General features: G+C 70.3%; 21 protein-coding genes. 11 read left to right on the top strand and 10 right to left on the bottom strand.

The genetic code is table 11. The features are described 5' to 3' along the window. The first annotated feature begins 96 nt into the window (after positions 1 to 96). The 5 genes from ACZ3KP_RS16860 to ACZ3KP_RS16880 all read left to right on the top strand — a co-directional run bounded on the left by ACZ3KP_RS16860 (position 97) and on the right by ACZ3KP_RS16880 (position 5,352). Positions 97 to 2,454, top strand: coding sequence for an RNA degradosome polyphosphate kinase (locus ACZ3KP_RS16860; protein WP_467500209.1), 2,358 nt, complete (start codon positions 97 to 99; stop codon positions 2,452 to 2,454). Beyond that, positions 2,435 to 3,460 (top strand): CHAD domain-containing protein, encoded by a 1,026-nt coding sequence (locus ACZ3KP_RS16865; RefSeq protein ID WP_467500211.1) that lies wholly within the window; start codon positions 2,435 to 2,437, stop codon positions 3,458 to 3,460. The genes ACZ3KP_RS16860 and ACZ3KP_RS16865 overlap by 20 nt, the downstream gene beginning before the upstream one ends. Next, positions 3,457 to 3,873: an NUDIX hydrolase gene (locus ACZ3KP_RS16870; RefSeq protein WP_467500213.1), complete on the top strand. Its 417-nt coding sequence runs from the start codon at positions 3,457 to 3,459 to the stop codon at positions 3,871 to 3,873. Before ACZ3KP_RS16865 ends, ACZ3KP_RS16870 begins: the two co-directional genes overlap by 4 nt. 356 nt (positions 3,874 to 4,229) lie before the next feature. Then, complete coding sequence (locus tag ACZ3KP_RS16875; RefSeq protein ID WP_467500215.1) at positions 4,230 to 5,081, top strand: SCO4651 family lipoprotein; 852 nt, start codon at positions 4,230 to 4,232, stop codon at positions 5,079 to 5,081. 103 nt (positions 5,082 to 5,184) lie between these two features. Then, positions 5,185 to 5,352: a hypothetical protein gene (locus tag ACZ3KP_RS16880; RefSeq protein WP_165939509.1), complete on the top strand. Its 168-nt coding sequence runs from the start codon at positions 5,185 to 5,187 to the stop codon at positions 5,350 to 5,352. Positions 5,353 to 5,374: 22 nt separating this feature from the next. Here ACZ3KP_RS16880 and ACZ3KP_RS16885 read toward each other — a convergent pair whose 3' ends face one another. Next, positions 5,375 to 5,713, bottom strand: coding sequence for a metal-sensitive transcriptional regulator (locus ACZ3KP_RS16885; RefSeq protein WP_132892117.1), 339 nt, complete (start codon positions 5,711 to 5,713; stop codon positions 5,375 to 5,377). Positions 5,714 to 5,910: 197 nt separating this feature from the next. Here ACZ3KP_RS16885 and ACZ3KP_RS16890 point away from each other — a divergent pair, with 197 nt between their 5' ends. After that, on the top strand, positions 5,911 to 6,531 hold the full coding sequence (locus ACZ3KP_RS16890) for a DUF47 domain-containing protein (RefSeq protein ID WP_360251577.1): 621 nt from the start codon (positions 5,911 to 5,913) through the stop codon (positions 6,529 to 6,531). Between the two features lie 7 nt (positions 6,532 to 6,538). Further along, positions 6,539 to 7,537, top strand: coding sequence for an inorganic phosphate transporter (locus tag ACZ3KP_RS16895; RefSeq protein WP_467500219.1), 999 nt, complete (start codon positions 6,539 to 6,541; stop codon positions 7,535 to 7,537). 664 nt (positions 7,538 to 8,201) lie between these two features. On the opposite strand, the gene pstB is transcribed toward ACZ3KP_RS16895, so the two are convergent. The 4 genes from pstB to pstS all read right to left on the bottom strand — a co-directional run bounded on the left by pstB (position 8,202) and on the right by pstS (position 12,363). Beyond that, the gene (gene pstB, locus ACZ3KP_RS16900; RefSeq protein WP_132892120.1) at positions 8,202 to 8,978 is read right to left on the bottom strand and encodes a phosphate ABC transporter ATP-binding protein PstB; all 777 of its coding nucleotides are present in this window, start codon (positions 8,976 to 8,978) and stop codon (positions 8,202 to 8,204) included. Between the two features lie 40 nt (positions 8,979 to 9,018). Next, a complete protein-coding gene (gene pstA, locus ACZ3KP_RS16905; protein ID WP_467500221.1) occupies positions 9,019 to 10,080 on the bottom strand; it encodes a phosphate ABC transporter permease PstA in 1,062 nt (353 codons plus the stop codon). Continuing rightward, positions 10,077 to 11,084, bottom strand: a complete 1,008-nt coding sequence (gene pstC / locus ACZ3KP_RS16910) for a phosphate ABC transporter permease subunit PstC (RefSeq protein WP_467500223.1) — start codon at positions 11,082 to 11,084, stop codon at positions 10,077 to 10,079. The genes pstA and pstC overlap by 4 nt, the downstream gene beginning before the upstream one ends. Before the next feature lie 145 nt (positions 11,085 to 11,229). Continuing rightward, complete coding sequence (gene pstS, locus ACZ3KP_RS16915) at positions 11,230 to 12,363, bottom strand: phosphate ABC transporter substrate-binding protein PstS (protein ID WP_467500225.1); 1,134 nt, start codon at positions 12,361 to 12,363, stop codon at positions 11,230 to 11,232. Between the two features lie 366 nt (positions 12,364 to 12,729). Between pstS and ACZ3KP_RS16920 the strand changes: the two genes are divergently transcribed. Continuing rightward, positions 12,730 to 14,292 carry an FAD-binding oxidoreductase gene (locus ACZ3KP_RS16920; protein ID WP_467500227.1) on the top strand — a complete coding sequence of 521 codons (1,563 nt, stop codon included), beginning with the start codon at positions 12,730 to 12,732 and terminating at the stop codon, positions 14,290 to 14,292. Positions 14,293 to 14,503: 211 nt separating this feature from the next. Here the strand turns inward: ACZ3KP_RS16920 and ACZ3KP_RS16925 are convergent, their stop codons facing one another. The 5 genes from ACZ3KP_RS16925 to ACZ3KP_RS16945 all read right to left on the bottom strand — a co-directional run bounded on the left by ACZ3KP_RS16925 (position 14,504) and on the right by ACZ3KP_RS16945 (position 19,165). After that, on the bottom strand, positions 14,504 to 15,196 hold the full coding sequence (locus ACZ3KP_RS16925; protein ID WP_467500229.1) for a phosphatase PAP2 family protein: 693 nt from the start codon (positions 15,194 to 15,196) through the stop codon (positions 14,504 to 14,506). Between the two features lie 191 nt (positions 15,197 to 15,387). Further along, positions 15,388 to 16,407 carry a C40 family peptidase gene (locus tag ACZ3KP_RS16930; RefSeq protein WP_467500301.1) on the bottom strand — a complete coding sequence of 340 codons (1,020 nt, stop codon included), beginning with the start codon at positions 16,405 to 16,407 and terminating at the stop codon, positions 15,388 to 15,390. 73 nt (positions 16,408 to 16,480) lie between these two features. Further along, positions 16,481 to 17,251: a trypsin-like serine peptidase gene (locus ACZ3KP_RS16935; RefSeq protein WP_358984345.1), complete on the bottom strand. Its 771-nt coding sequence runs from the start codon at positions 17,249 to 17,251 to the stop codon at positions 16,481 to 16,483. Positions 17,252 to 17,357: 106 nt separating this feature from the next. Continuing rightward, positions 17,358 to 18,146 carry an SDR family oxidoreductase gene (locus tag ACZ3KP_RS16940; RefSeq protein WP_467500231.1) on the bottom strand — a complete coding sequence of 263 codons (789 nt, stop codon included), beginning with the start codon at positions 18,144 to 18,146 and terminating at the stop codon, positions 17,358 to 17,360. A 110-nt stretch (positions 18,147 to 18,256) separates the two neighbouring features. Next, a complete protein-coding gene (locus tag ACZ3KP_RS16945; protein ID WP_467500233.1) occupies positions 18,257 to 19,165 on the bottom strand; it encodes an oxidoreductase in 909 nt (302 codons plus the stop codon). A gap of 107 nt (positions 19,166 to 19,272) precedes the next feature. On the opposite strand from ACZ3KP_RS16945, the gene ACZ3KP_RS16950 reads away from it, so the two are divergent. From ACZ3KP_RS16950 to ACZ3KP_RS16960, 3 genes are all read left to right on the top strand, one after another. Beyond that, entirely contained in the window at positions 19,273 to 19,875 is a 603-nt protein-coding gene (locus ACZ3KP_RS16950; RefSeq protein ID WP_467500235.1) for a TetR/AcrR family transcriptional regulator, read from the top strand. 282 nt (positions 19,876 to 20,157) lie between these two features. Beyond that, positions 20,158 to 21,525, top strand: coding sequence for a S53 family peptidase (locus ACZ3KP_RS16955; protein WP_358984334.1), 1,368 nt, complete (start codon positions 20,158 to 20,160; stop codon positions 21,523 to 21,525). Positions 21,526 to 21,914: 389 nt separating this feature from the next. Beyond that, positions 21,915 to 23,222, top strand: a complete 1,308-nt coding sequence (locus tag ACZ3KP_RS16960) for a S53 family peptidase (protein ID WP_467500237.1) — start codon at positions 21,915 to 21,917, stop codon at positions 23,220 to 23,222. Positions 23,223 to 23,276: the final 54 nt, after the last annotated feature.

Here is a 23,276-nt window from a genome sequence, read left to right on the forward strand (position 1 = left end):
CGCGGTCGATCACAGACGTCCCCGAGCCGCTCCCCGCTATCCCGCACGCCATGTCTTCGTAACCATTGGTTCAGACGGACTTGCGACGCTCAGCCAATGAAGCCCGCCGTGCCAGAGCCTTCGCCGCCCCCCGAGGGGTTCGCGGGAAACGGGGTCGTCCACCTCCCACCCGCACGTTCCGACGCGCCTGTCACGCCCCGGGCGCGGAAGAATGGGGTCATGAGTCAGCAGAACGCCCAGGCAGCCGAGGTTCAGCACGCCCAGCCCTCCGTGGGCTCCATAGCCGCGCACCGCCCGCATACGGTGGCCGCCGCGGTCTCCGACCTCGAACCCGACATCGACGCCGACCTCGACGCGTACGAGGAGTCGCAGCTCGACGGCGACCGGCTGCCCCAGGGCCGGTTCCTGGACCGGGAGCGCAGCTGGCTCGCGTTCAACGAGCGGGTCCTCGAACTCGCCGAGGACCCGAACACCCCACTGCTGGAACGGGCGAACTTCCTGGCGATCTTCGCCAGCAACCTGGACGAGTTCTTCATGGTCCGGGTGGCGGGCCTGAAGCGCCGCATCGCCACCGGCGTCGCCACCCGGTCCGCCTCCGGCCTCCAGCCGCGCGAGGTGCTGGAGATGATCTGGGCCCGCTCCCGTGAGCTGATGGCCCGGCACGCCGCCTGCTACCACGAGGACGTCGCCCCCGCGCTCGCGGAGGAGGGCATCCACCTGGTCCGCTGGGCCGAGCTCACCGAGAAGGAGCAGGCGCGGCTCTTCACGCTCTTCCGGCACCAGATCTTCCCGGTCCTGACCCCGCTGGCGGTCGACCCGGCGCACCCCTTCCCGTACATCTCCGGCCTGTCCCTGAACCTGGCCGTGGTGGTCCGCAACCCGGTCAGCGGCCACAAGCACTTCGCCCGCGTGAAGGTGCCGCCGTCGCTGTCCCGCTTCCTGGAGAGCAGCCCGGGCCGGTACGTCCCCATCGAGGACGTCATCGGCGCCCATCTGGAGGAGCTGTTCCCGGGCATGGAGGTCGTGGAGCACCACGCCTTCCGGCTCACCAGGAACGAGGACCTGGAGGTCGAGGAGGACGACGCCGAGAACCTCCTCAAGGCCCTGGAGAAGGAACTCATGCGGCGCCGCTTCGGGCCGCCGGTGCGCCTGGAGGTCGAGGAGTCCATCGACCGCGACGTCCTCGACCTGCTGGTGCGCGAGCTGAAGATCGGCGAGGCCGAGGTCTACCCGCTGCCCGGCCCGCTCGACCTGACCGGCCTGTTCCGGATCGCCGGTCTGGACCGGCCGGAGCTGAAGTACCGCAAGTTCATCGCGGGCACCCACCGCGACCTCGCCGAGGTGGAGTCCGCCTCCGCGCCCGACATCTTCGCGGCCCTGCGCGAACGGGACGTGCTGCTGCACCACCCGTACGACAGCTTCTCCACCTCCGTGCAGGCCTTCGTCGAGCAGGCCGCCGAGGACCCGGACGTCCTCGCCATCAAGCAGACCCTGTACCGGACCTCCGGCGACTCCCCGATCGTCAACGCGCTCATCGACGCCGCCGAGGCCGGCAAGCAGGTCCTCGTCCTGGTCGAGATCAAGGCCCGCTTCGACGAGCACGCCAACATCAAGTGGGCCAAGCGCCTGGAAGAGGCCGGCTGCCACGTCGTGTACGGCCTCGTCGGCCTGAAGACGCACTGCAAGCTGTCCCTGGTGGTGCGCCAGGAGGGCGACACCCTCCGCCGCTACAGCCACGTCGGCACCGGCAACTACCACCCGAAGACGGCACGCCTGTACGAGGACCTCGGGCTGCTCACCGCCGACCCGCAGGTGGGCGCCGACCTTTCCGACCTGTTCAACCGCCTCTCCGGCTACTCCCGCCGGGAGACGTACCGCCGCCTGCTGGTGGCACCCAAGTCGCTGCGCGACGGACTGATCGCGCGGATCGACAAGGAGGTCCAGCACCACCGTGCGGGCCGCCCCGCCTTCGTCCGCATCAAGGCCAACTCGATGGTCGACGAAGCGCTCATCGACGCGCTCTACCGGGCGTCCATGGCCGGCGTGCCGGTCGACATCTGGGTGCGCGGCATCTGCGCCATCCGCCCGGGTGTCACGGGCCTCTCGGAGAACATCCGGGTCCGCTCGATCCTCGGCCGCTTCCTCGAACACTCCCGGGTCTTCGCCTTCGGCAACGGCGGCGAACCCGAGGTGTGGATCGGCAGCGCCGACATGATGCACCGCAACCTCGACCGCCGGATAGAGGCCCTGGTCCGGGTCATCGACCCGGCCCACCGGGCAGCCCTCACCCGGCTCCTCGAAACCGGCATGTCCGACTCCACCTCCTCCTGGCACCTGGGCCCGGACGGCGAATGGACCCGGCACGCGACCGACGCCGACGGACAGCCGCTGCGCAACATCCAGGAGATGCTCATAGACGCCCGGAGGCGCCGGCGTGGCACAGCAACACCTTGAACCGACGGACCCCACGGCCCGGGCCGTCAGCGGGGACGCCCTAGCGGGCTACCTGCGCGCCCAGGCCACGGAGTTCCTCCGCGCGCTGCGGCTGCACCGGGAGACCGGTGCGGCCGCGGGCGCGGCGGAGGAGTCCGTCGACGCGGCCCGTGCGCTGCGCCGCTCCGCCCGGCGCATCAGCGGCAGCCTGCACACCTTCCGACCGCTCCTGGAGGCCGACTGGTCGGAGGAGATCCGCCCCGAACTCGCCTGGCTGTCGGGCACGTTGGGTCTTGAGCACGCGTACGAGGCCAGACTGCAGCGGCTGCTGCTCGCACTGCACCGGCTCTCCGGCTCGACCGCCCTGCCCGGCCAGGCCACTTCGGAGGTCCGGACCGACCGCGGCAACCTCACCGTCGGCGCGGCGAAGGCGGGCGCCCTGCTGGACCGCCAGCTGACCCTCGCCCGCACCCGGGCCCACTCCACGGCGCTCCAGGCGCTCGGCTCCTCCCGCTTCCACGCGGTCGCCGACAAGGTGGCGGTGCTGGCCAGCGAGGTCCCACTGACGGCCGCGGCCCCCACCGCCGACCTGCGCCCGGCGGCGGCCGCCGCCGAGGAACGCCTCACCGACGCCATCGCGGCCCTCCCGCTGGTCACGGCCGGCCACCCCTACAACGCGGAGGCCCTCGTCCACGGCCTGTCCCCGGACCCGTCCCCGCACCCCCAGGACGGTCCCTGGCACCAGGTCCGCCTGCTGCTGCGCCTGCACCGCTACGCCCGCGAGGTGCTGTGCGGCCAGGGCGCCCCCGTGGACGTCCGGCTGCTCACGGCCGGCCAGGCCCTGAACCGGCACCGGGACGCCTCCGAGGCCGCCGCCGCGGCCGCCGCGGCCGCCCGCACCCCGCGCATCGCCCCGGCGACCGCCTACGCCCTCGGCGTCCTCCACGCCGACCAGCGGCACGAGGTGGAGGCGGCCCGCTTCGCCTTCCAGCAGGCGTGGCAGGAGCAGCCGCTGGAGGCGGTGTGAACGACACCCCGGTACACGCGGCGGGCTGCGTCCTGTGGCGCCGCTCACCGGTCGACGGCGACCTGGAGGTCTGCCTCGTCCACCGCCCCAAGTACGACGACTGGTCCCACCCGAAGGGCAAGCTCAAGCGGGGCGAGGACGCCGGCACGGCCGCGCTGCGCGAGGTCGGGGAGGAGACCGGCTGCACGGCGACGCTCGGCAGCGAGCTGTCCACCGCCCTCTACTACGCCAACGGCCGCCCCAAAGAGGTCCGTTACTGGGCGGGCGAGGCGGGGGAGGGCCACTTCACCCCGAACCACGAGGTGGACAGGATCCTGTGGCTGCGGCCGGCGGAGGCCCGGCGCCGCCTGACCCAGCCGAGGGACGCGGAACTGGTGGACGAGTTGCTGGCCACGCTGCACAACACTCCGTGAGGCGTGTCACCCGACACCGGACATCCGACACCCCCGCACCCGACACCCCCGCACCCGACCGCGTCTCACCCGCCGGCCAGGTGCCCCTCCGCGTCCGTACGCGCCAGGCTTCTCGCCCGCCGCGCCGGTCCCCGCCAGCCACACGTGCACCGGGCGAAGCAGAACCGCCCCTGCTCAACCGTGTCCGCCTCGTGTTCCGCCCTCTGCAGGGCCCGTCCGGAACCGTCCTCCTGCGCCACACCGACAACGTTACCCAGCGCCGGTGAAGCCCAGGCATGCGTGACGGCCCCCCTCACCCCTCGTTAACCGGAACGACAGGCGGCCCGCGACGGACGTACCGGTGGGGGTAGGCAGCGATGGATCGGCGGCAGCACAGGCGCGCTGGGAAGACGGCCGTCACCGTGGGCCTCGTGGTCGGACTCGGCGCGTGCGCCACCGGCTGCGGCGGCGCCACGGCGGAGGGTGCGAGCGGACCGCCCGGGGACCCGGTCACCGTCCTCGAACACGCGGCGGACGCCCTGCTGAACGCCCGCACGTCCAGGGCGACCACGTCGATGGAGATGGCGGCCGGCGGCACCCGGGTCACCATCCGCGGGCAGGGCGTCTACGACTACGACCAGCAGCTCGGCAGGCTCACGGTCGTCCTCCCGCAGGACCCCACCGGCACCCCCGAGCACCGCCCGATCACCGAACTCCTCGCCCCGGGCGCGCTGTTCATGAAGAACCGGGGCGCCGGGGTGCCCGCCGACAAATGGGTGCGGGTGGAGACCGCCTCCCTCTCCGACGGCAACCTGGTGACCGGCGGCGCGACCGACCCGTTCGCGGCGGCCGAACTGCTGCGCGGCACGCGCACGGCGACGTACGTCGGGCGGACGGAGGTCGCGGGCGCCGGGGTCCGGCACTACCGGGGCACCGCCGACCTGGCCGTCGCGGCCGAGGCCGCCTCCCCGGGCAACCGGCCGGCCCTCGCCGCCGCGGCGAAGGGGTTCGCCACCGCCGAGGTCCCGTTCGACGTGTACCTCGACGACCAGGGCCGGATCCGCAAGCTCAGGCAGCGGTTCAGCTTCGTCAACGACACCAGCAAGGGCACGGTCGCGGTCGCCTCCACCACCCTGCTGTACGACTTCGGCACCCCCGTGGACGTGAGGTTGCCGCGCTCCCGGGACATCTACGCGGGCCGGATCGCCGAAAACCAGCCGCCGCACTAGTCCGGGATCGAGCCCGTACAACCTGTGAACTAGCCCGTCCGTGCCATGCGCGTTGTGTAGACCGCTGCCTACTCTAGGAAGCGGTGACGGCAGAGAAGAGGTGATGCGCGTGGCTCCGGTCGGCGGTACGGCAGTTCAGGACCACGTGGCCCTCGCCGAGATCGAGCTGTGCGGAGAGCTGATCATCGCGGCGTCGGCCGCCGAGGACCGCCTCAGCCTGGAGAGCATCGACGAGGTGCTGAGAGTGGCCGAAGAACGCGGGGACGGCTAGTTCCGGTGCCCCGCCGGCGCGGTCACGTCCGCAGCAGGCGGCCGATCGCCTTCGTGGCCTCCTCCACCTTCGCGTCGATCTCGTCGCCGCCCTTGACGGCGGCGTCGGCGACGCAGTGCCGCAGGTGCTCCTCCAGGAGCTGCAGGGCGAAGGACTGCAGGGCCTTGGTGGAGGCCGAGACCTGGGTGAGTATGTCGATGCAGTAGGTGTCCTCGTCCACCATGCGCTGCAGGCCCCTGATCTGGCCCTCGATCCGGCGCAGCCGCTTGAGGTGCTCGTCCTTCTGCTTGTGGTAGCCGTGCGTGGTCGCCGGTGCTCCGCCCCCGGAGGGCGTCACGGCGTCGGCCTCGGTGGTCGTCATCGCGTCCTCCGCATTATCGAGACACATACCCCTGGTGGGTATATGGTAACGAACTTTGCTGGGTATAGGGCCCTCGGGACGCCCCCGTGCTGATCACCATGCCCGATGGGCGAAACTGGACGGCGGCCCATTAGCCGTGGCCGGATGATGCGCTTAGCATCAGCCTGACCGAAACCCATGCATACCGAGGACCCCAAGTGCGCTTTCGTCTGACCCCCAGGGAGACGAGCTTCTACGACATGTTCGCCGCCTCCGCGGACAACATCGTCACCGGCTCGAAGCTCCTGATGGAACTGCTCGGGGCGGACGCGTCTGCCCGGGCCGAGATCGCAGAGCGTATGCGGGCAGCGGAACACGCAGGTGACGACGCCACACACGCGATCTTCCACCAGCTGAACTCCTCGTTCATCACGCCGTTCGACCGCGAGGACATCTACACCCTCGCGTCCTCCCTCGACGACATCATGGACTTCATGGAGGAGGCCGTCGACCTGGTCGTCCTCTACAACGTCGAGGAACTGCCGAAGGGCGTCGAGCAGCAGATCGAGGTGCTGGCACGGGCCGCCGACCTGACGGCCGAGGCGATGCCCCACCTGCGCACGCTGGACAACCTCACCGAGTACTGGATCGAGATCAACCGGCTCGAGAACCAGGCCGACCAGATCCACCGCAAGCTTCTCGCCCACCTCTTCAACGGCAAGTACGACGCGATCGAGGTGCTGAAGCTCAAGCAGATCGTGGACGTCCTGGAAGAGGCGGCGGACGCGTTCGAGCACGTGGCGAACACGGTGGAGACCATCGCCGTCAAGGAGTCCTGAGGCGTCGATGGACACCTTCGCGCTGGTCGTGACCATCCTGGTCGCGCTCTTCTTCACGTACACGAACGGCTTCCACGACTCGGCGAACGCGATCGCGACCTCGGTGTCGACGCGGGCCCTGACCCCGCGGGCGGCGCTCGCGATGGCCGCTGTGATGAATCTCGCGGGCGCCTTCCTGGGCTCCGGGGTCGCCAAGACGGTCAGCGAGGGCCTCATCGAGACCCCGCAGGGCTCCCAGGGCATGGGCATCCTGTTCGCGGCGCTCGTCGGCGCGATCGTCTGGAACCTGGTGACCTGGTACTTCGGCCTGCCGTCGTCGTCCTCCCACGCCCTGTTCGGCGGGCTCGTCGGCGCGGCCCTGGCCGGGGGCACGGAGGTCCTCTGGAACGGCGTCGTCGACAAGATCATCATTCCGATGTTCCTGTCGCCGGTGGTCGGACTGATCCTCGGCTACCTGGTCATGACGGCCATCATGTGGCTGTTCCGCCGGTCCAACCCGCACAAGGCGAAGCGCGGCTTCCGCATAGCCCAGACCGTCTCCGCGGCCGGCATGGCCCTCGGCCACGGCCTCCAGGACGCCCAGAAGACCATGGGTGTCGTCGTGATGGCCCTGGTGATCTCCGGCCACGAGACGTACGGCGACCCGATCCCGGCCTGGGTGAAGATCGTCTGCGCGCTGATGCTCTCCCTCGGCACCTACGCGGGCGGCTGGCGCATCATGCGCACCCTGGGGCGCAAGATCATCGAGCTCGACCCCCCGCAGGGCTTCGCGGCCGAGGCCACGGGTGCGTCGATCATGTTCACCACGGCGTACCTCTTCAAGGCGCCGATCTCCACGACCCACGTGATCACCTCGGCCATCATGGGCGTCGGCGCCACGAAGCGCGTGAACGCGGTCCGCTGGGGCGTGGCCAAGAACATCGTCCTGGGCTGGTTCATCACGATGCCGGCAGCAGCCCTGGTCGCAGCAGCGGCCTACGGGATCCTCAAGCTGACGGTGCTGTAGTCACGCCACCCCAGCCCCCCTCTGGGAGACAAGCTGATGCCACACCATGGCGCGTCGGTTCGCGGCGCCGTCTGTGCACTCACCGCCGCCATGGCCGTAGCCGGCTGCAGCGCCCACGGAGCCGGCGCCCCCACCCTCAGTCGTTCAAGCCCTGCCGTCAGCGCATCGCACACCGAGGCGGCTCCCGGGAGGACCGCTGATCCGCACGGGCCGTCGGTCACGAAAGCACCGAAGCTCACCTCCGACGGCATCACCGCTCTGGCCACCGGAACTCGCCTGACGGAAAGCGCCGTATACCCGATTCCTGATGGAATCAAAGCAGGAAAAACCCTGGCGATCGCCATCAACTGCCAGGGCCCGGGACGCCTTCGCGTGCAGGTGCACCCGACAGGCGTCTCCTTCCCTCTCCTGTGTGAGAAAGGGAAGGTCCTGCCCACCATGAACGAGATGCAGATGTCTGAGCGCCACGCGACGGGTTCGCTCCAGTCCACGGCAGAACAAGGGGTCACGTGGTCGTTCACGGTCGGCTGGGACCCCCACCCGCCTGAACGGCAGCAAACCTGACCTGTGCAAAAAGCGGGCCCGCCCCCGGGAGCCAGGGGCGGGCCCTTTTGCGTCCTCGCGGTGGCACCGCCATGCAGCACCGCGAGGGGTCGGTGTCGGCTCAGCCGAAGCGGCCCGAGATGTAGTCCTCGGTGGCCTGGACCGACGGGTTGGAGAAGATGCGCTCCGTCTCGTCGATCTCGATCAGCTTGCCGGGCTGGCCGACGGCGGCCAGGTTGAAGAAGGCCGTGCGGTCCGAGACCCGCGCCGCCTGCTGCATGTTGTGCGTCACGATGACGATCGTGAAGCGCTCCTTCAGCTCACCGATCAGGTCCTCGATGGCGAGGGTGGAGATCGGGTCGAGGGCGGAGCAGGGCTCGTCCATGAGCAGCACCTTCGGCTCGACCGCGATCGCGCGGGCGATGCACAGCCGCTGCTGCTGACCACCGGAGAGCCCGGAGCCGGGCTTGTTCAGGCGGTCCTTGACCTCGTTCCAGAGGTTCGCGCCCTTGAGCGACTTCTCGACGATGTCGCCGAGCTCGCTCTTCTTGTAGTTGCCGTTCAGCCGCAGACCCGCGGCCACGTTGTCGAAGATCGACATCGTGGGGAACGGGTTCGGGCGCTGGAACACCATGCCGACCTCACGGCGCACCGACACGGGGTCGATCCCGGCGCCGTACAGGTTCTCGTCGTCGAGGAGGACCTTGCCCTCGACCCGGCCGCCGGGGGTGACCTCGTGCATCCGGTTCAGCGTGCGCAGGAACGTCGACTTGCCGCAGCCGGAGGGGCCGATGAACGCCGTGACGGTGCGCGGCTCTATGTTCATCGAGATGTCGTCGATGGCCTTGTGGGAGCCGTAGAAAGCGGTGAGCCCGCTGACGTCGATTCGCTTGGACATTACTTCTTCACTTCCAGACGGTCGGTCGCTGTGAGGCCGGTCAGCGACCGGTCTTCGGGGCCTTCCAGCGGGCGATGCCGCGGGCCACCAGATTGAGGATCATCACGAAGGCGATCAGCGTGAGCGAGGCCGCCCAGGCCCGGTCGTAGGCCGCGTTGGCACCGGCGCTGTTCGCGTACTGCTGGTAGATGAACAGCGGCAGCGACGACTGCGCACCCTCGAAGGGGTTGTTGTTGATGAACGGGTTGCCGAACACCAGCAACAGAACCGGGGCGGTCTCGCCCGCGATACGGGCCACGGCCAGCATGACGCCGGTCGTGATACCGCCGATGGAGGTCGGCAGGACCACCTTCAGGATGGTGCGCCACTTGGGCACGCCGAGCGCCAGGGACGCCTCGCGCAGCTCGTTCGGGACGAGCTTGAGCATCTCCTCGGTGGAGCGCACGACCACCGGCATCATCAGGATGGCCAGGGCCAGCGATCCGGCGAAGCCGAACGGCTGCATGTCGAAGATCAGCATGATGCTGAGGATGAACAGACCCGCGACGATCGACGGGATACCGGTCATCACGTCCACGAAGAAGGTGACGGACTTGGCCAGCCGGCCGCGTCCGTACTCGACGAGGTAGACCGCGGTGAGGATACCGATCGGGGCGCCGATCAGAGTGGCGAGACCGACCTGCTCCAGCGAGCCGATGATGGCCGCGTAGGCACCACCGCCGGGCTGGGAGTCGGCGACGACGCCCATGGAGTGGGTGAGGAAGTAGATGTCCAGGACCTTCACGCCGCGCGAGACGGTCACCCAGAGCAGGGAGACCAGCGGGACCACGGCGATGACGAAGGCGACCCAGACCAGGGAGGTGGCGACGCGGTCCTTGGCCTGCCGGCCGCCCTCGACCTTGGCGGCGATGCCGTAGGTGCCGAGGACGTACAGGAGGCCCGCGATCAGACCCCACTGGATCTTGCTGTCCAGGCCGGCCACCAGACCGATGACCACGCCCAGGACGATCGACCCGCCGACGATGGCGTACGGGGACCACGAGGGGAGACTGGCGCCCTGGAGCGTGCTGGGGCGCTTGTCGGCGACTGCTGCGGTGCTCATGCGTTGGCCCCCGAGTACTCCGCACGGCGCTGGATGATGATCCGGGCCGCGCCGTTGACCAGCAGGGTGATGACGAACAGGACCAGACCGGAGGCGATGAGCGCGTCACGGCCGTCGGAGGTCGCCTCACCGAACTTGCTGGCGATGTTCTGGGCGAAGGTGCCGCCGCCCGGGTTGAGCAGGCTGGCGTGGATGTCGAAGTCCGGGGAGAGCACGGTGGCGACGGCCATCGTCTCGCCGAGGGCGCGGCCGAGGCCGAGCATCGAGGCGGAGATCACGCCGGAGCGCCCGAAGGGCAGCACCGCCATGCGGATGACCTCCCAGCGCGTGGCGCCGAGCGCGAGCGCGGCCTCCTCGTGCATCTGCGGAACCTGCCGGAAGACCTCGCGGCTCACGTTGGTGATGACCGGCAGGATCATGATCGCGAGCAGGATGGCGACGGTCAGCAGCGAGCGCGGGGCGCCGCCGTCCCAGGAGAGGAACCCGGTCCAGCCGAAGAAGTCGTTGAGCCAGCCGAACAGGCCGGTCATGTGCGGCACGAGGACGAGTCCGCCCCACAGGCCGTACACGATGGACGGCACCGCGGCGAGCAGGTCGATCACGTAGGCGACGGGTCCGGCGATCCGGCGCGGCGCGTAGTGCGTGATGAACAGCGCGATGGCGACGGCGATCGGGACGGCGATGGCCATGGCGATGATCGAGGAGACCACCGTGCCGAAGGCGAGGACCGCGATACCGAAGCTCGGCGGGATGAGGTTGGTGTTCCACTCGAAGGTGGTGAGGAAGTTGCTGTGGTCGCGGTTGATCGCGAGGGCGGCGCGGTAGGTGAGGAAGACCGCGATCGCGGCCATGATCACCAGCAGCAGGACGCCGGAACCGCGGGAAAGACCGAGGAAGACCCGGTCACCTGCGCGGGTGGCGCCGCGTGCGTTGCGCTTCTGCTCGGCGACGCCGGGCTGTGGAAGGGGGGGCGGGGCGTCTGTCGTCTGCGTCGTTGTGTCCATCGGGTTCTCCGGTCTGCGGAGTCGCCCTCGCGGGCGGCTCGGAGGAGCCGTACGTCCCGGCTGTGGGGGGCGTACGACTCCGGGCGGCGGTGCACCGGACGGTGCGGCCGGGCCCCTCGCGGGACTCGGCCGCACTCGCGGATCTTTAGCTCAGGCCCTCGATGGTGGTGCGGACCTTGGCGATGATCTCGTCGGGGATCGGGGCGTAGTTGATCGTGGAGAGGACCTTCTGGCCGTCCTCGGAGGCGACGTAGCGCAGGAACGCCTTGGTCGCCGGGAGGGTGTCGGCCTTGTTGCCCTTGTCGCAGGCGATCTCGTAGGTGACCAGGCTGATCGGGTACGCGCCCTCGGCCTTGGTCTTGTAGTCCAGCTTCAGCGACAGGTCCTTGCCGGTGCCGACGACCTGGGCGGCCGCGATGTCGGCGGTGGCGGACGCGGTGGACGGGGCGACCGGCTTGCTGGCGCCCGTGTCGATGCTGGCGGCCTTGATGCCGTCCGAGACGTAGGAGAGCTCGAAGTAGCCGATGGCGCCGGAGGTCTGCTTGACCTGCTGGGCGACGCCCGCGGACTGCGGAGCGGACTGGCCGCCCTTGGCCTGCCAGGCCTTGCCGCCGGAGTACTTCCAGTCGCTCGGGGCGGAGGCGATCAGGTACTTGGTCAGGTTGTCCGTCGTACCCGACTCGTCCGAGCGGTGGAACGCCTGGATCTTCAGGTTCGGGAGCTTCGCGGTCGGGTTCAGCTTCTTGATCGCCGCGTCGTTCCAGTTGGTGATCTTGCTGTCGAAGATCTTCGCGAGGGTCGGCGCGTCCAGAACCAGGTTGTCGACACCCGGGACGTTGTAGCCGATCGCGATGGCGCCGCCGACCATCGGGAGGTCGATGCCCTGGCCGCCGGAGCAGACCTTCTTGGAGGCGGTGACCTCTTCGGGCTTGAGCGCGGAGTCGGAACCGGCGAAGGCGACCTGACCCTGCGTGAAGGCGGTCACACCGGCGCCGGAGCCGGAGCCCTTGTAGTTGATCTGGACACCACAGGCCTGCGAGAAGTTCTTCACCCAGGCGTCGATCGCGTTCTTCTGCGCGGAGGAGCCGTCGGCGAGCAGCTGACCTTTGGCGTTGTCGCACTTGATGGAGCTGGCGTTGGCGGAGGTCGAGGGGTTGCTGCTCGAACCGCTGCTGCTGCCGTTGTCGTCCGAGCCGCACGCCGTAAGGGTCAGGGCACCGGTGACGGCGACAGCACCGAGAGACAGAACGCGCAGCCGGTTCTTGCGCTGAAGCTTCACTTTCGGGAGTTCCTTCCAGAGGCGCCACCTTCGGCGGCGTGCGAAGTAGTGGTGACGAAGCGAGGGGCTCCCCGACTGGGTTTCTACGACCGCTCACCGCATCGCGTACGGCCGAAAGTAGGCAGAACAGGTGAAGCCGCCGATGGGCACAAGTGAACGGAGGGTGAACCCCTGCCGTCGGCCTGGTTAGGTCACGGAACGCTTACGGTGAGGGCACGTGCAGGTCCCAACCGCCGGGTTAAGCGAACAAGTCTTCGGCGTTCGCCATCACAGCCGTTACGACGTCACAGCGTTCGTTACACCGGACGGGAACCCGTGTGCGACGGACGCCGTCTCGATCCAGGACAGCCGACGAAAGGCACGGGCATGGAACGGCGCACCTTCATATCGGGCGGGGCAGCCGCCATCGCGGCGACCGCACTCACGGGGTGCGGCTCGGGCGGGGCGGGCACGGCACTGACGACCGGCACGCCCCTCGCGTCCACATCCTCCCGTACCGCGCTGAAGACCACCAGCGCAGCGGCGGCGGCCAACTGGGCCGCTCTCGCACGCGCCCTGGACGGCACCCTGATACGCCCCGGCGAGGCCAACTGGACGGTCGCCCACCAGCTCTACAACACCCGCTTCGACACCCTGAAGCCGTCGGCGGTCGCGTACGTCGCCCACGCCGACGACATCCGCACCACCCTCTCCTACGCCCAGGCCCACAACCTGAAGATCGCGATCCGCAACGGCGGCCACTCCTACGCGGGTTACTCCTCCGGCGACGGCCGGCTGATCCTCGACGTCTCCAGGCTCAACCGCATCCGCGTCGGCGGCGGTACGGCGGTCGTCGGCGCCGGTGCCAAACTGATCGACGTCTACCGGGGGCTCGCCGCGAAGGGCGTGACCATCCCGGCGGGCTCCTGCCCCACGGTCGGCGTCTCCGGCCTGGTGCTCGGCGGCGGCCACGGGGTCGCGTCCCGGGCGTACGGCCTGACCTGCGACAGCCTCACCCGGGCGACGGTCATCACCGCCGACGGTACGCAGGTGGTCGCCGACGCGAGCACCAACAAGGACCTCTACTGGGCGCTGCGCGGCGCGGGCAACGGCAACTTCGGCGTCGTCACGGAGCTCCAGTTCGCCACCCACCCCACCCCGCAGGGCGTGACGGCGTACCTGACCTGGCCGTGGTCGAAGGCCGCGCAGGTCCTCAAGGCCTGGCAGGAGTGGGGTCCGTCGCAGCCGGACGAGATCTGGTCCTCCCTGCACCTGGAGAACTCCGGCAGCGGGCCGCGCGTCTCGGTCGCCTGCTTCTCCATGGGCACGTACGGCGAGTTGCAGAACGCGGTCGACGCCCTCGCCCACAAGGCGGGCGCCAACGCCTCCTCGGTGTCCCTGCGCCGCCACGCCTACGAGGAGGTCATGGAGATCTACGCCGGCTGCTCCTCCTTCGCCACCGAGCCCCAGTGCCATCTGCCCGGCTCCACCCCCGGGCGCTCCCCGCAGGGCAGGCTCGGCCGGGAGACGTACACGGCCCGCTCCGACTTCTTCGACCGTTCGCTGTCGGCGGCCGGCATCCAGACGGCGCTCAGGCAGATCGGTGCGGTCCGGGGCGGCGCGGGAAGCATCGCGTTCACGGCGCTCGGCGGGGCGGTGAACCGCGTCGCGCCGACGGCCACGGCGTTCGTGCACCGGCGGTCGCGGATGCTGGCGCAGTACATCGTGTCGTGGGGGGCGGGTGCCTCCGGCGGTTCGGGTCAGGCGTGGCTGAACGCGGCGCACGCGGCGATGAAGCCGTACGCCTCCGGCGCGGCGTACCAGAACTACACGGACCCGACGCTGACGGGCTGGAAGAAGGCGTACTACGGGGACGCGGTGACCAAGCTCGGCAAGGTGAAGAAGCAGTACGACCCGGAGAGGTTCTTCTCTTATCCGCAGGGGCTGTGAGGAGCCGGCTCGTCCGGCTGCGGGTGCGTGGGGGCTGATCGCGCAGTTCCCCGCGCGCCTGTCGGGACACGTCGCAGCCGCGCGCAGTCGCGCCCCGCGCGCCTGTCGGGACACGTCGCAGCCGCGGGCAGTCGCGCCGCTGGGGCGGCACGGGTGGGCGCAGCGGCACCCCGCCCACGCGGGTGAGTGAAACCCCCGGGCCCCAGCCTGCCTATGCCGCCAGGTCACGGTCCGTCGGCTCGGCTGCCGTACGGGCCCCCGGCACCACCCCCACCGTCGCCGACCGCCGCCGTACGAGCCCGCCCACCCTCGGGGACGACCCGACCGCCTTCAGCACCGGTGTCAGCAGGGCCGTCGCCAGCGGGGACAGGAGGAGGACGACCGCCGTGCCCAGCGCGAACCCGCCGACCACGTCCGTCGGGTAGTGGACGCCCATGTAGACCCGGCAGAAACCCTCGGCCAGCGCCAGCGCGATGCCCACCAGCCCGAACCTGCGGTGGGCGACGAACAGGCCGACCCCCATCGCCATGGTGATCGTCGCGTGGTCGCTGACGAACGAGTAGTCGGTCTTGCCGGAGACCAGGACGTCGAGGCCCTGGTGGGTGAGGAACGGCCGGGGGCGCTCGACGAAGCCGCGGATGGGAACGTTCACGAGGACGGCGAGCGCGGCGGCGAGCGGCGCCCAGACCAGCGCGGCCAGGGTGGCGGGGGCGTCCTCGTCCCCGCGGCGCCGCACGGTCCACCAGCACCACACCACCAGCAGCACCATCGCGACCAGCAGCCCGTACTCCCCGACGAACTCCATGACCCGGTCGAACCAGTGCGGTGCGTCCTTGGCCAGGCCGTTGATGTCGTAGAGCAGGTCGACGTCGGGGTTGGATCCGGATTCGGCGAGTACAGCCATCGTGCTGCGGCCCCTTCGTCGTCGTTCCGGGACGCACACGGTGTGCGTCGCTCGTGCCACCCCCGTGGTCGGCTACGTCAACAGGAACGCACGGCCTACGCCCCTACGTTCCACCCTCCACCGAATGATCACGCAGACGTTATCGAAGAGAGACACGAAGCCGCAGCTCAGGGGTGGGTTTCACGCTCAGTTCACACCGTGGTGGGGAGTGCTTTCGCGCCATCTTCGGTGACCCGGGTGGCCCCGAAGTAGTCTGCCGAGTCGATGGGGTCGAAGCGGATGACGGCCCCGGTGTACGGCGCGTCGATCATGTACCCGCCCCCGACGTAGATACCCACGTGGTGGATGGCCCGGGAGTCGGAGAGGTCGGTGGAGAAGAAGACGAGGTCTCCCGGGAGCAGTTCGCTGCGGGAGGGGTGCGGACCGGCGTTGTACTGGTCGTTGGCGACCCGCGGCAGGGTGATCCCGACGCTCGCGTACGCCGCCTTCGTCAGCCCCGAGCAGTCGAACCGGCCACCGTCCTGAGCTGTGCCGTTTCCGCCCCAGAGGTAGGGGGTGCCGAGCTTGTTCTGGGCGTAGGTGATGGCACCGGCGGCCTGCTTGGTGGGCGAGAGCCGGCTGACCGGCGCGGCGAAGCTGTCCTCGAGGGTGGTGATCGTCTTGACGTAGTTCCGGGTCTCCGCGTACGGCGGCACACCCTTGTACTTGATGACCGCGTACGCCCCCGCGTTGTACGCGGCGAGCATGTTGTCGGAGACGTTGCCGGGGACGTCCTTGACGTACGAGGCGAGCTGGCAGTCGTAGGAGGCGGCCGACGGGATCGCGTCATTCGGGTCCCAGACGTCCCGCACCCCGTCGCCGTTGCCGTCGATGCCGTGGGTGGCCCACGTCCCCGGGATGAACTGCGCTATCCCCTGGGCCGCCGCCGCGCTCTGCGCCCTCGGGTTGAAGCCGCTCTCCTGGTACAGCTGGGCGGCGAGCAGGGCGGGGTTGAGGGCGGGGCAGAGGTTGCCCCACTTCTGCACGAGAGCCGAGTAGGCGGCCGGCACCGAGCCCTTGGCCAGGTTCCTGGTGGCCCCCTCGACCCCGTTGAGGAGGTTCCCGGCGACGACGTACACCCCGACGACGAGCAGCATGACGAAGCTCAGCCCGAGGCCGACCGCCGCGCCACCGATCACCCATACTTTCCGCACGCCCCAACCCTCCCCCATGGCAGGGCCGTTCAACGCCATTTCGGCTGAGAGTGGCGCTATTTCACAGCAGGAAGGCGCGCATGACGCCGTTTCACCGGGCGGTGGCGTCCCGGTACAGCTCGGCGGCCTCGCGCCCGAGCACCACGCTGTACGAGGTGTCGGCCGTGGCGCCGCCCTGCTCGTGGCCGCCCAGCACCCCCACCACCTCGTGGTCGCCGTTCACCCAGGGGCTCCCGCTGGTGCCGCCGGTGAACTCGGGACAGTCGATGCGCTGTTGGGTGGAGCTGTGGGCGAGGGGCTTGTTGGTGCAGCTGATCGGCACCTCACGGGAGTCGGGGTACCCGATGACGGTCACGGCGGTGGCCCCGGTGGCGACGCCGGTGGCGAACCGGTTGGCCCTGGTGACGTCCTCGATGCGCTTGCCGGCCAGCTCGTCCACGGCGGCGAAGGCGACGTCGCTGTCCTCGTCCTGGCCGTGCGACCAGCCGTCCGGCAGGTACCGCCTGCCGACCTTCCACACCCCGTACGGCGCCAGCCCGTCCCGGTAGCCGGGCACGAACACCAGGTTCGTGCCGTCGTCCCCGTCGACGCAGTGCGCGGCGGTGACGATGAGGTCCCGCTGCGGGCTGTGCACGACGGAGGCGGTGCAGAAGTGGTTGCCGGACAGGCTGCCGGCCTTGTCCGCGCTGAACAGCGCCCCGACCCTGGCGCTGGCGGCGGTGGCCCCCACCACCGCGGTCACCCCGAACGGACCCGCCGCCTCGTCGGCGGCGGCCACGGAGGCCGAGGTGGCGGCCAGGACCACCACCGCGCACAGTGCGACGCGGCGCGTGGTGACGTAGATGCGTGAGGTGCGCTTCATCAGGCTCCACTGTGTCCCACGAAGGTGAGAAACCTTCCCCGACTTCACTGAGATTTTTCTGTGAACCGCCCGCGCGGCCGTCCCTTCCCGCCTCGGACGGCCCTGCTCAGAACGTCGTGGTCATCCCACCGTCCACCGCGATCGTCTGCCCCGTGATGAAGGAAGCAGCCTCGCTCGCGAGGAAGACGACGATCCCCGCGATCTCCGCCGGGCGGCCCCAGCGCCCCAGGGCGGTCCGGGTCCGCAGCCAGGTCCCCCATTCCGGGTCGGCGGCCGGGTCCACGCCGGCGTAGGCATCGGCATCGGCATCGGCATACGGGGCGAACGTGCCCGGCGCCACCGAGTTCACCGTCGTACCGCTCGGGCCGAGGTCGGCCGCCAGGGCTCGGGTCAGGCCGTCCAGGCCCGCCTTCGCCGTGGCGTAGGCGACGTCACCGGTGCGGCCCAACTGGCCGACCACGGAGGAGACGTTGATGATGCGGCCCGGCGTGCCCCGCGCGGCCAGGCCCCGGGCCACCGTCTGGCTGAGCGCGTACGCCGAGGTCAGATGCGTGTCGAGCAGCGCCGACAGCTCGTCCGGGGTCATCTCCTCGACGCCCCTGCGGTCCCGGTGGCCCACGTGGTTGACCAGGATGTCGAGGGTGCCGACGGCGGTCACCGCCTCCTCGGCCGCCGCCCGGTCGGTCACGTCGAACGCCACGCCGACCACGTCCAGGCCGTCGGCACGCAACCGGGTCACCGCCGCCTCCAGCGCCCCCGCGTCCCGCCCGTTGAGCACCACCCGCGCCCCGGCCCCCGCCAGGCCCCGCGCCATCTCCAGACCGAGCCCCCGCACGGAGCCGGTCACCAGGGCCGTACGTCCGGTGAGGGAGAAGTCCACGGCGCCGGCGGTCATACCGCCACCTCCCGGGAAGCCGTCGTGCACGTCGTGTCGGCTCACCGTATCCAGGTCCGCCGCCGGGCTCGCCGGCGTCCACCACCCGGGCGTTCACTCCCCCCGGACCTTCACAGGGCCCGCGCCCCCAGCGTCCACGTGACCCCGGTCATCTCCTCCGAGAGCGTCCACAGCCGGCGTGCCGCCGCCGGGTCGCTCGCCGCCCGGCTGCGGCCGACCAGCGTCGGCGCGCCCCGCATCTCCCCGAGGCCGTCGGGACCGACGTAACTCGCGCCGGGCAGGACCTGGGTCGCCGCGTAGAGCGTGGGCAGGGTGCCCGCGCGGTCGTCCTGGGCGAGCAGCCGGTTGCCGAGGGCCATACCCAGCCGGGCGAGCGGATTGGCGTGGTGGCTCTGCAGGTTGGTCGCCGCGTAGCCGGGGTGCGCCGCGAGCGCGCGGACCCGGGAACCGGCCTCCGTGAGACGGCGCTGGAGCTCCAGGACGAACAACAGGTTGGCCAGCTTGGACTGGGCGTAGGCGCGGGCCGGGGTGTAGGTGCCGCGCAGGTTGACGTCATCGAAGTGGATCACGCCGTCGCCGCCGCGGTGCAGACCGGAGGAGACGGTCACCACCCGGTCGGTGACGTACGGCAGCAGCAGGTTCGTGAGCGCGAAGTGGCCCAGGTGGTTGGTGCCGAACTGCATCTCGAAGCCGTCGGCGGTGCGCTGCTCCGGCAGCATCATCACGCCCGCGTTGTTGATGAGCAGGTCCAGCGGGCGGTCCCAGCCGTCCGCGAACTCCCGCACCGAGGACAGGTCGGCCAGGTCCAGCCGGCGCACCTCCGTGCTGCCGGGCACCTTCGCCGCGGCGGCCCGGCCGCGCTCGGTGTCCCGCACCGCGAGCACCACATGGGCGCCCACCCGCGCCAGCGCGTCCGTGGCCACCAGGCCCAGACCGCTGTTGGCCCCGGTGACCACGGCGGTCCGGCCGGAGAGGTCAGGGAGATCGTTCACGTTCCACTTGTGCTTCTTCTCAGCCATGACGTCAAAGTAGGCGTCGACAACAATGCTGTCAACGACAACAAAGGTGGCGACGACAACAAAGGTGGCAGCGTCTACAAAGCTGTCAGCGCCAACATCGGGTTACGATGGCCCCCATGCCGCAAAGCCGCCCCTACCACCACGGAGACCTGCGCGCCGCCCTGCTCACCAGCGCCGAGCGCACCCTGCGCGAGAAGGGCGCCGCCGCCCTGTCCCTGCGCGAGCTGGCCCGTGACATCGGGGTGAGCCACGCCGCTCCCGGCCGGCACTTCAAGGACAAGCAGGCCCTGCTGGACGCGCTCGCGCTCAGCGGCTACGACCGTCTGAACCGGGCCCTGACCACGGCGGACCTGCCCGAAGCCGCCCTGGAGCCGCGCCTGACCTCGCTCGCCCGGGCCTATCTCGGCTTCGCCGTCGAGAACCCCGAGCTGCTGGCGCTGATGTTCGCGCGCAAGCACGACCCGGACATCGACGCGCGGCTGGCCGAAGCCGTCGACCTGTCCATGGGGTCCTTCGTCCGGCTGACCGCGGAGGCACAGCGGCGCGGCGAGATCATCGAGGGCGACCCGGAACAGCTCACCCTCGCCGCCGCGGCCGGCATCCACGGCCTCGCCAGCCTCATAGCCGCCGGCGCCCTGCCCGCCGACGAGGCCCTGGCCGGCCTGGAGAGCCACGTCCATCTCCTGCTGCACGGCCTCAAGCCCCGCTGACACCGGATCATTACGCCCCTCAATGCGCCGTCAACGCGCATTGCCCGGCGCCCCCTTCGGCCCTCCGGGTCAATCGAACCCCAACTTCCGGCCATCCGGCGGCCATTGATCAGTAAGCCCGCGCCACCCTTGGGTAACGCGGAAGTCAGGATTCCGAAACCCATCTTGTTGTCGCGTACCCAACAACGCGATGGTCGACGCGGGCCGCCGCCCCCACCGGGGACCACACCCCGGTGGCCCCCCACCCGCAGGCCTCTGTCCCCTCTTCCAGGAGGCTGTACGTTGCGTACGTCCACCCCCAGCTCCCCCCACACCAGCGGTAGATGGCGTCGGCTCGGCACCGCTTTCGCGGCCACCGCGGCGCTCGCCGCCGCCGGCCTCGGCACCGCGGCCCATGCCACCGCGGCCCCCGCGACCGCGACCCCCAAGGTCAGCACCAAGGCCATCGCCGCCCAGGTGGCGAAGGCCCACGTCCAGTACGAGAAGGCCGCCTGCGGCGCCACCCCGAAGAAGGGCTTCGCCGCCTGCGACGCCCTCCGTGTCACCGGCGGCACCACCGCCTTCATGGAGAGGCAGGCCGCGGTCAAGGGCATCGCGCCCAGGACCGTCAAGCCGCACGCCGCGTCCGACTCCCCCACCGGATACGGCCCCTCGGACATCCAGTCGGCGTACGGCCTGACCGACGCCGCCTCCGCCAACGGCTCGGGCGAGACCGTCGCGATCGTCGACGCCTACGACGACCCGAACGCCGAGGCGGACCTCGCCACCTACCGCTCGTACTACGGCCTGCCGGACTGCACCACCGACAACGGCTGCTTCACCAAGGTCTCCCAGACCGGCTCCACCACCTCGCTGCCCTCCGCCGACAGCGGCTGGGCCGGTGAGGAGTCCCTCGACCTCGACGTGGTCAGCGCGACCTGCCCGAACTGCAACATCCTGCTGGTCGAGGCCAAGTCCGCGAGCGACGCCAACCTGGGCACCGCGGTGAACGAGGCCGTCAAGCTGGGCGCCAAGTTCGTCTCCAACAGCTACGGCGGCTCCGAGTCCTCCTCGGACACCTCGTACGACACCTCGTACTACAAGCACCCCGGGGTGGCCATCACCGCGAGCGCCGGTGACGAGGGGTACGGCGCCGAGTACCCGGCCGCCTCCCGGTACGTGACCGCCGTCGGCGGCACCAAGCTGTCCACCTCCTCCAACAGCCGCGGCTGGACCGAGTCGGTGTGGAAGACGTCGAGCACGGAGGGCACCGGCTCCGGCTGCTCCGCCTACGACGCCAAGCCCAGCTGGCAGACCGACGCGAGCTGCTCGAAGCGCATGATCGCCGACGTCTCCGCGGTCGCCGACCCGGCCACCGGCGTCTCCGTCTACGACTCCTACGGCGCCGACGGCACCGGCTGGAACACCTACGGCGGCACCAGCGCCTCCTCGCCGCTGATCGCCTCGGTGTACGCCCTGGCGGGCACCCCGGGCAGCAGCGACTACCCGGCCCAGTACCCGTACAACGCGGCCGGCACCTCGGCGCTGAACGACGTCACCAGCGGCAACAACGGCACCTGCACCACCTCGTACTTCTGCACCGCCCGGTCCGGCTACGACGGCCCGACCGGCTGGGGCACCCCCGAGGGGACCGGCGCCTTCACCGGCTGAGCCCCTCACCGATCGACCTCCCCGTCGGGTCACGGGGAGCCGCCACCGTGAGGGGGACGTGGGGTCCCCTCGGCGGCAGGGTAAGAGAGACGGGCCACGGCATCCGGCCGTGGCCCGTCTTTCGTCCCCGGCCGTTTTCCATGCCTTGGCAACTCCCTTGAATTTCCTGTGTGTTGCGTCAAGTGTCCGCCACCCGCAGGACAACGGGCGACCATCGGCGGGTCACGCGAAGGCCTCGTTCGGCAATGCGGAAGTCAGGATTCCCGACACCCCTTGTTGTCGCGTACTCAACAAAGGATTCTCTTCGCGGACCGCCGTACCAGATCGCACCCGCACTGCCCCTGTTCGAACTGTTCCACCCCATTGAGGAACATCAGGAGGCTGCACGCATGCGTTCCACTCCCCCCAGCAGATCGTCCCTGCGCGGTGGCTGGCGCCGTATCGCCACCGCCGCGGCGGCCACCGCCGCCCTCGCCCTCGCCGGCTTCGGCACCGCCGTCCAGGCCACCGCGGCACCTGCCGCCCCGTCGAAGGTGACCTACACCGCGACCCCGTGCGCCACCCCCAAGCACAAGGGTGAGCTGGCCTGCAACTCCTTCCGGGTCACCGGCGGCCTGACCGCCTTCCAGAAGCAGCAGGCCGCGAGGACCGGCATCACCCCCAAGGCCGCCGACGCCTCCACCCCGTCCGGCTACAGCCCGACCAACCTCCGCTCGGCCTACGGCCTGACCTCCGCGGCCTCCTCCAACGGCTCGGGCGAGACCATCGCGATCGTCGACGCCTACAACGACCCGAACGCCGAGTCCGACCTCGCGACCTACCGCTCGTACTACGGCCTGTCCGCCTGCACCACGGCCAACGGCTGCTTCAAGAAGGTCAGCCAGACCGGCTCCACCACCTCACTGCCCTCCTCCGACGCCGGCTGGTCCGAGGAGATCTCCCTCGACCTCGACATGGCCTCCGCCATCTGCCCCAACTGCAACATCACGCTCGTCGAAGCCACCAGCGCCACCATGGCCAACCTGGGCACCGCGGTGAACGAGGCCGTCAAGCTGGGCGCCAAGTTCGTCTCCAACAGCTACGGCGGCTCCGAGTCCTCCTCGGACACCTCGTACGACACCTCGTACTTCAACCACCCGGGCGTCGCCGTCACGGTCTCCGCCGGTGACAGTGCCTACGGGGCCGAGTACCCGGCCGCTTCCAAGTACGTGACCTCGGTGGGCGGCACCAAGCTGTCGACGTCCTCCACCACCCGCGGCTGGACCGAGACCGTCTGGAAGACCAGCTCCACCGAGGGCACCGGCTCCGGCTGCTCCGCCTACGACGCCAAGCCCACCTGGCAGACCGACACCGGGTGCACCAAGCGCATGATCTCCGACGTCTCCGCGGTGGCCGACCCGGCGACCGGCGTCTCGGTCTACGACTCCTACGGCGTCACCGCCGGCTGGTACACCTTCGGCGGTACCAGCGTCTCCGCGCCGATCATCGCGGGCGTCTACGCCCTCGCCGGCACCCCCTCCAGCGGCTCCTACCCGGCGAAGTTCCCCTACAACTACGCCGGCACCGCCAACCTCAACGACGTGACCAGCGGCAACAACGGAACCTGCACCACCTCGTACTTCTGCACCGCCACCACCGGCTACGACGGCCCGACCGGCTGGGGCACCCCCGAGGGCGTCACCGCCTTCGCCGGCTGACCCGACCTCAGGAAGAACGGTGGGCCCTGGCATTCACGCCGGGGCCCACCGGCC

It is taken from the genome of Streptomyces sp. NPDC020958 (genome assembly GCF_055562175.1).

Bases quoted from the DNA above. Each gene is read 5' to 3' on its own strand.
- pstB (WP_132892120.1), bottom strand. From the start codon at position 8,978: ATGTCCAAGCGAATCGACGTCAGCGGGCTCACCGCTTTCTACGGCTCC.
- ACZ3KP_RS16945 (WP_467500233.1), bottom strand. From the start codon at position 19,165: ATGGCTGAGAAGAAGCACAAGTGGAACGTGAACGATCTCCCTGACCTC.
- ACZ3KP_RS16950 (WP_467500235.1), top strand. From the start codon at position 19,273: ATGGCCCCCATGCCGCAAAGCCGCCCCTACCACCACGGAGACCTGCGC.
- pstC (WP_467500223.1), bottom strand. From the start codon at position 11,084: ATGGACACAACGACGCAGACGACAGACGCCCCGCCCCCCCTTCCACAG.
- ACZ3KP_RS16940 (WP_467500231.1), bottom strand. From the start codon at position 18,146: ATGACCGCCGGCGCCGTGGACTTCTCCCTCACCGGACGTACGGCCCTG.
- ACZ3KP_RS16960 (WP_467500237.1), top strand. From the start codon at position 21,915: ATGCGTTCCACTCCCCCCAGCAGATCGTCCCTGCGCGGTGGCTGGCGC.
- ACZ3KP_RS16895 (WP_467500219.1), top strand. From the start codon at position 6,539: ATGGACACCTTCGCGCTGGTCGTGACCATCCTGGTCGCGCTCTTCTTC.
- ACZ3KP_RS16875 (WP_467500215.1), top strand. From the start codon at position 4,230: ATGGATCGGCGGCAGCACAGGCGCGCTGGGAAGACGGCCGTCACCGTG.
- ACZ3KP_RS16925 (WP_467500229.1), bottom strand. From the start codon at position 15,196: ATGGCTGTACTCGCCGAATCCGGATCCAACCCCGACGTCGACCTGCTC.
- ACZ3KP_RS16920 (WP_467500227.1), top strand. From the start codon at position 12,730: ATGGAACGGCGCACCTTCATATCGGGCGGGGCAGCCGCCATCGCGGCG.
- ACZ3KP_RS16860 (WP_467500209.1), top strand. From the start codon at position 97: ATGAAGCCCGCCGTGCCAGAGCCTTCGCCGCCCCCCGAGGGGTTCGCG.
- ACZ3KP_RS16880 (WP_165939509.1), top strand. From the start codon at position 5,185: ATGCGCGTGGCTCCGGTCGGCGGTACGGCAGTTCAGGACCACGTGGCC.
- pstA (WP_467500221.1), bottom strand. From the start codon at position 10,080: ATGAGCACCGCAGCAGTCGCCGACAAGCGCCCCAGCACGCTCCAGGGC.
- ACZ3KP_RS16930 (WP_467500301.1), bottom strand. From the start codon at position 16,407: ATGGGGGAGGGTTGGGGCGTGCGGAAAGTATGGGTGATCGGTGGCGCG.
- ACZ3KP_RS16885 (WP_132892117.1), bottom strand. From the start codon at position 5,713: ATGACGACCACCGAGGCCGACGCCGTGACGCCCTCCGGGGGCGGAGCA.
- ACZ3KP_RS16935 (WP_358984345.1), bottom strand. From the start codon at position 17,251: ATGAAGCGCACCTCACGCATCTACGTCACCACGCGCCGCGTCGCACTG.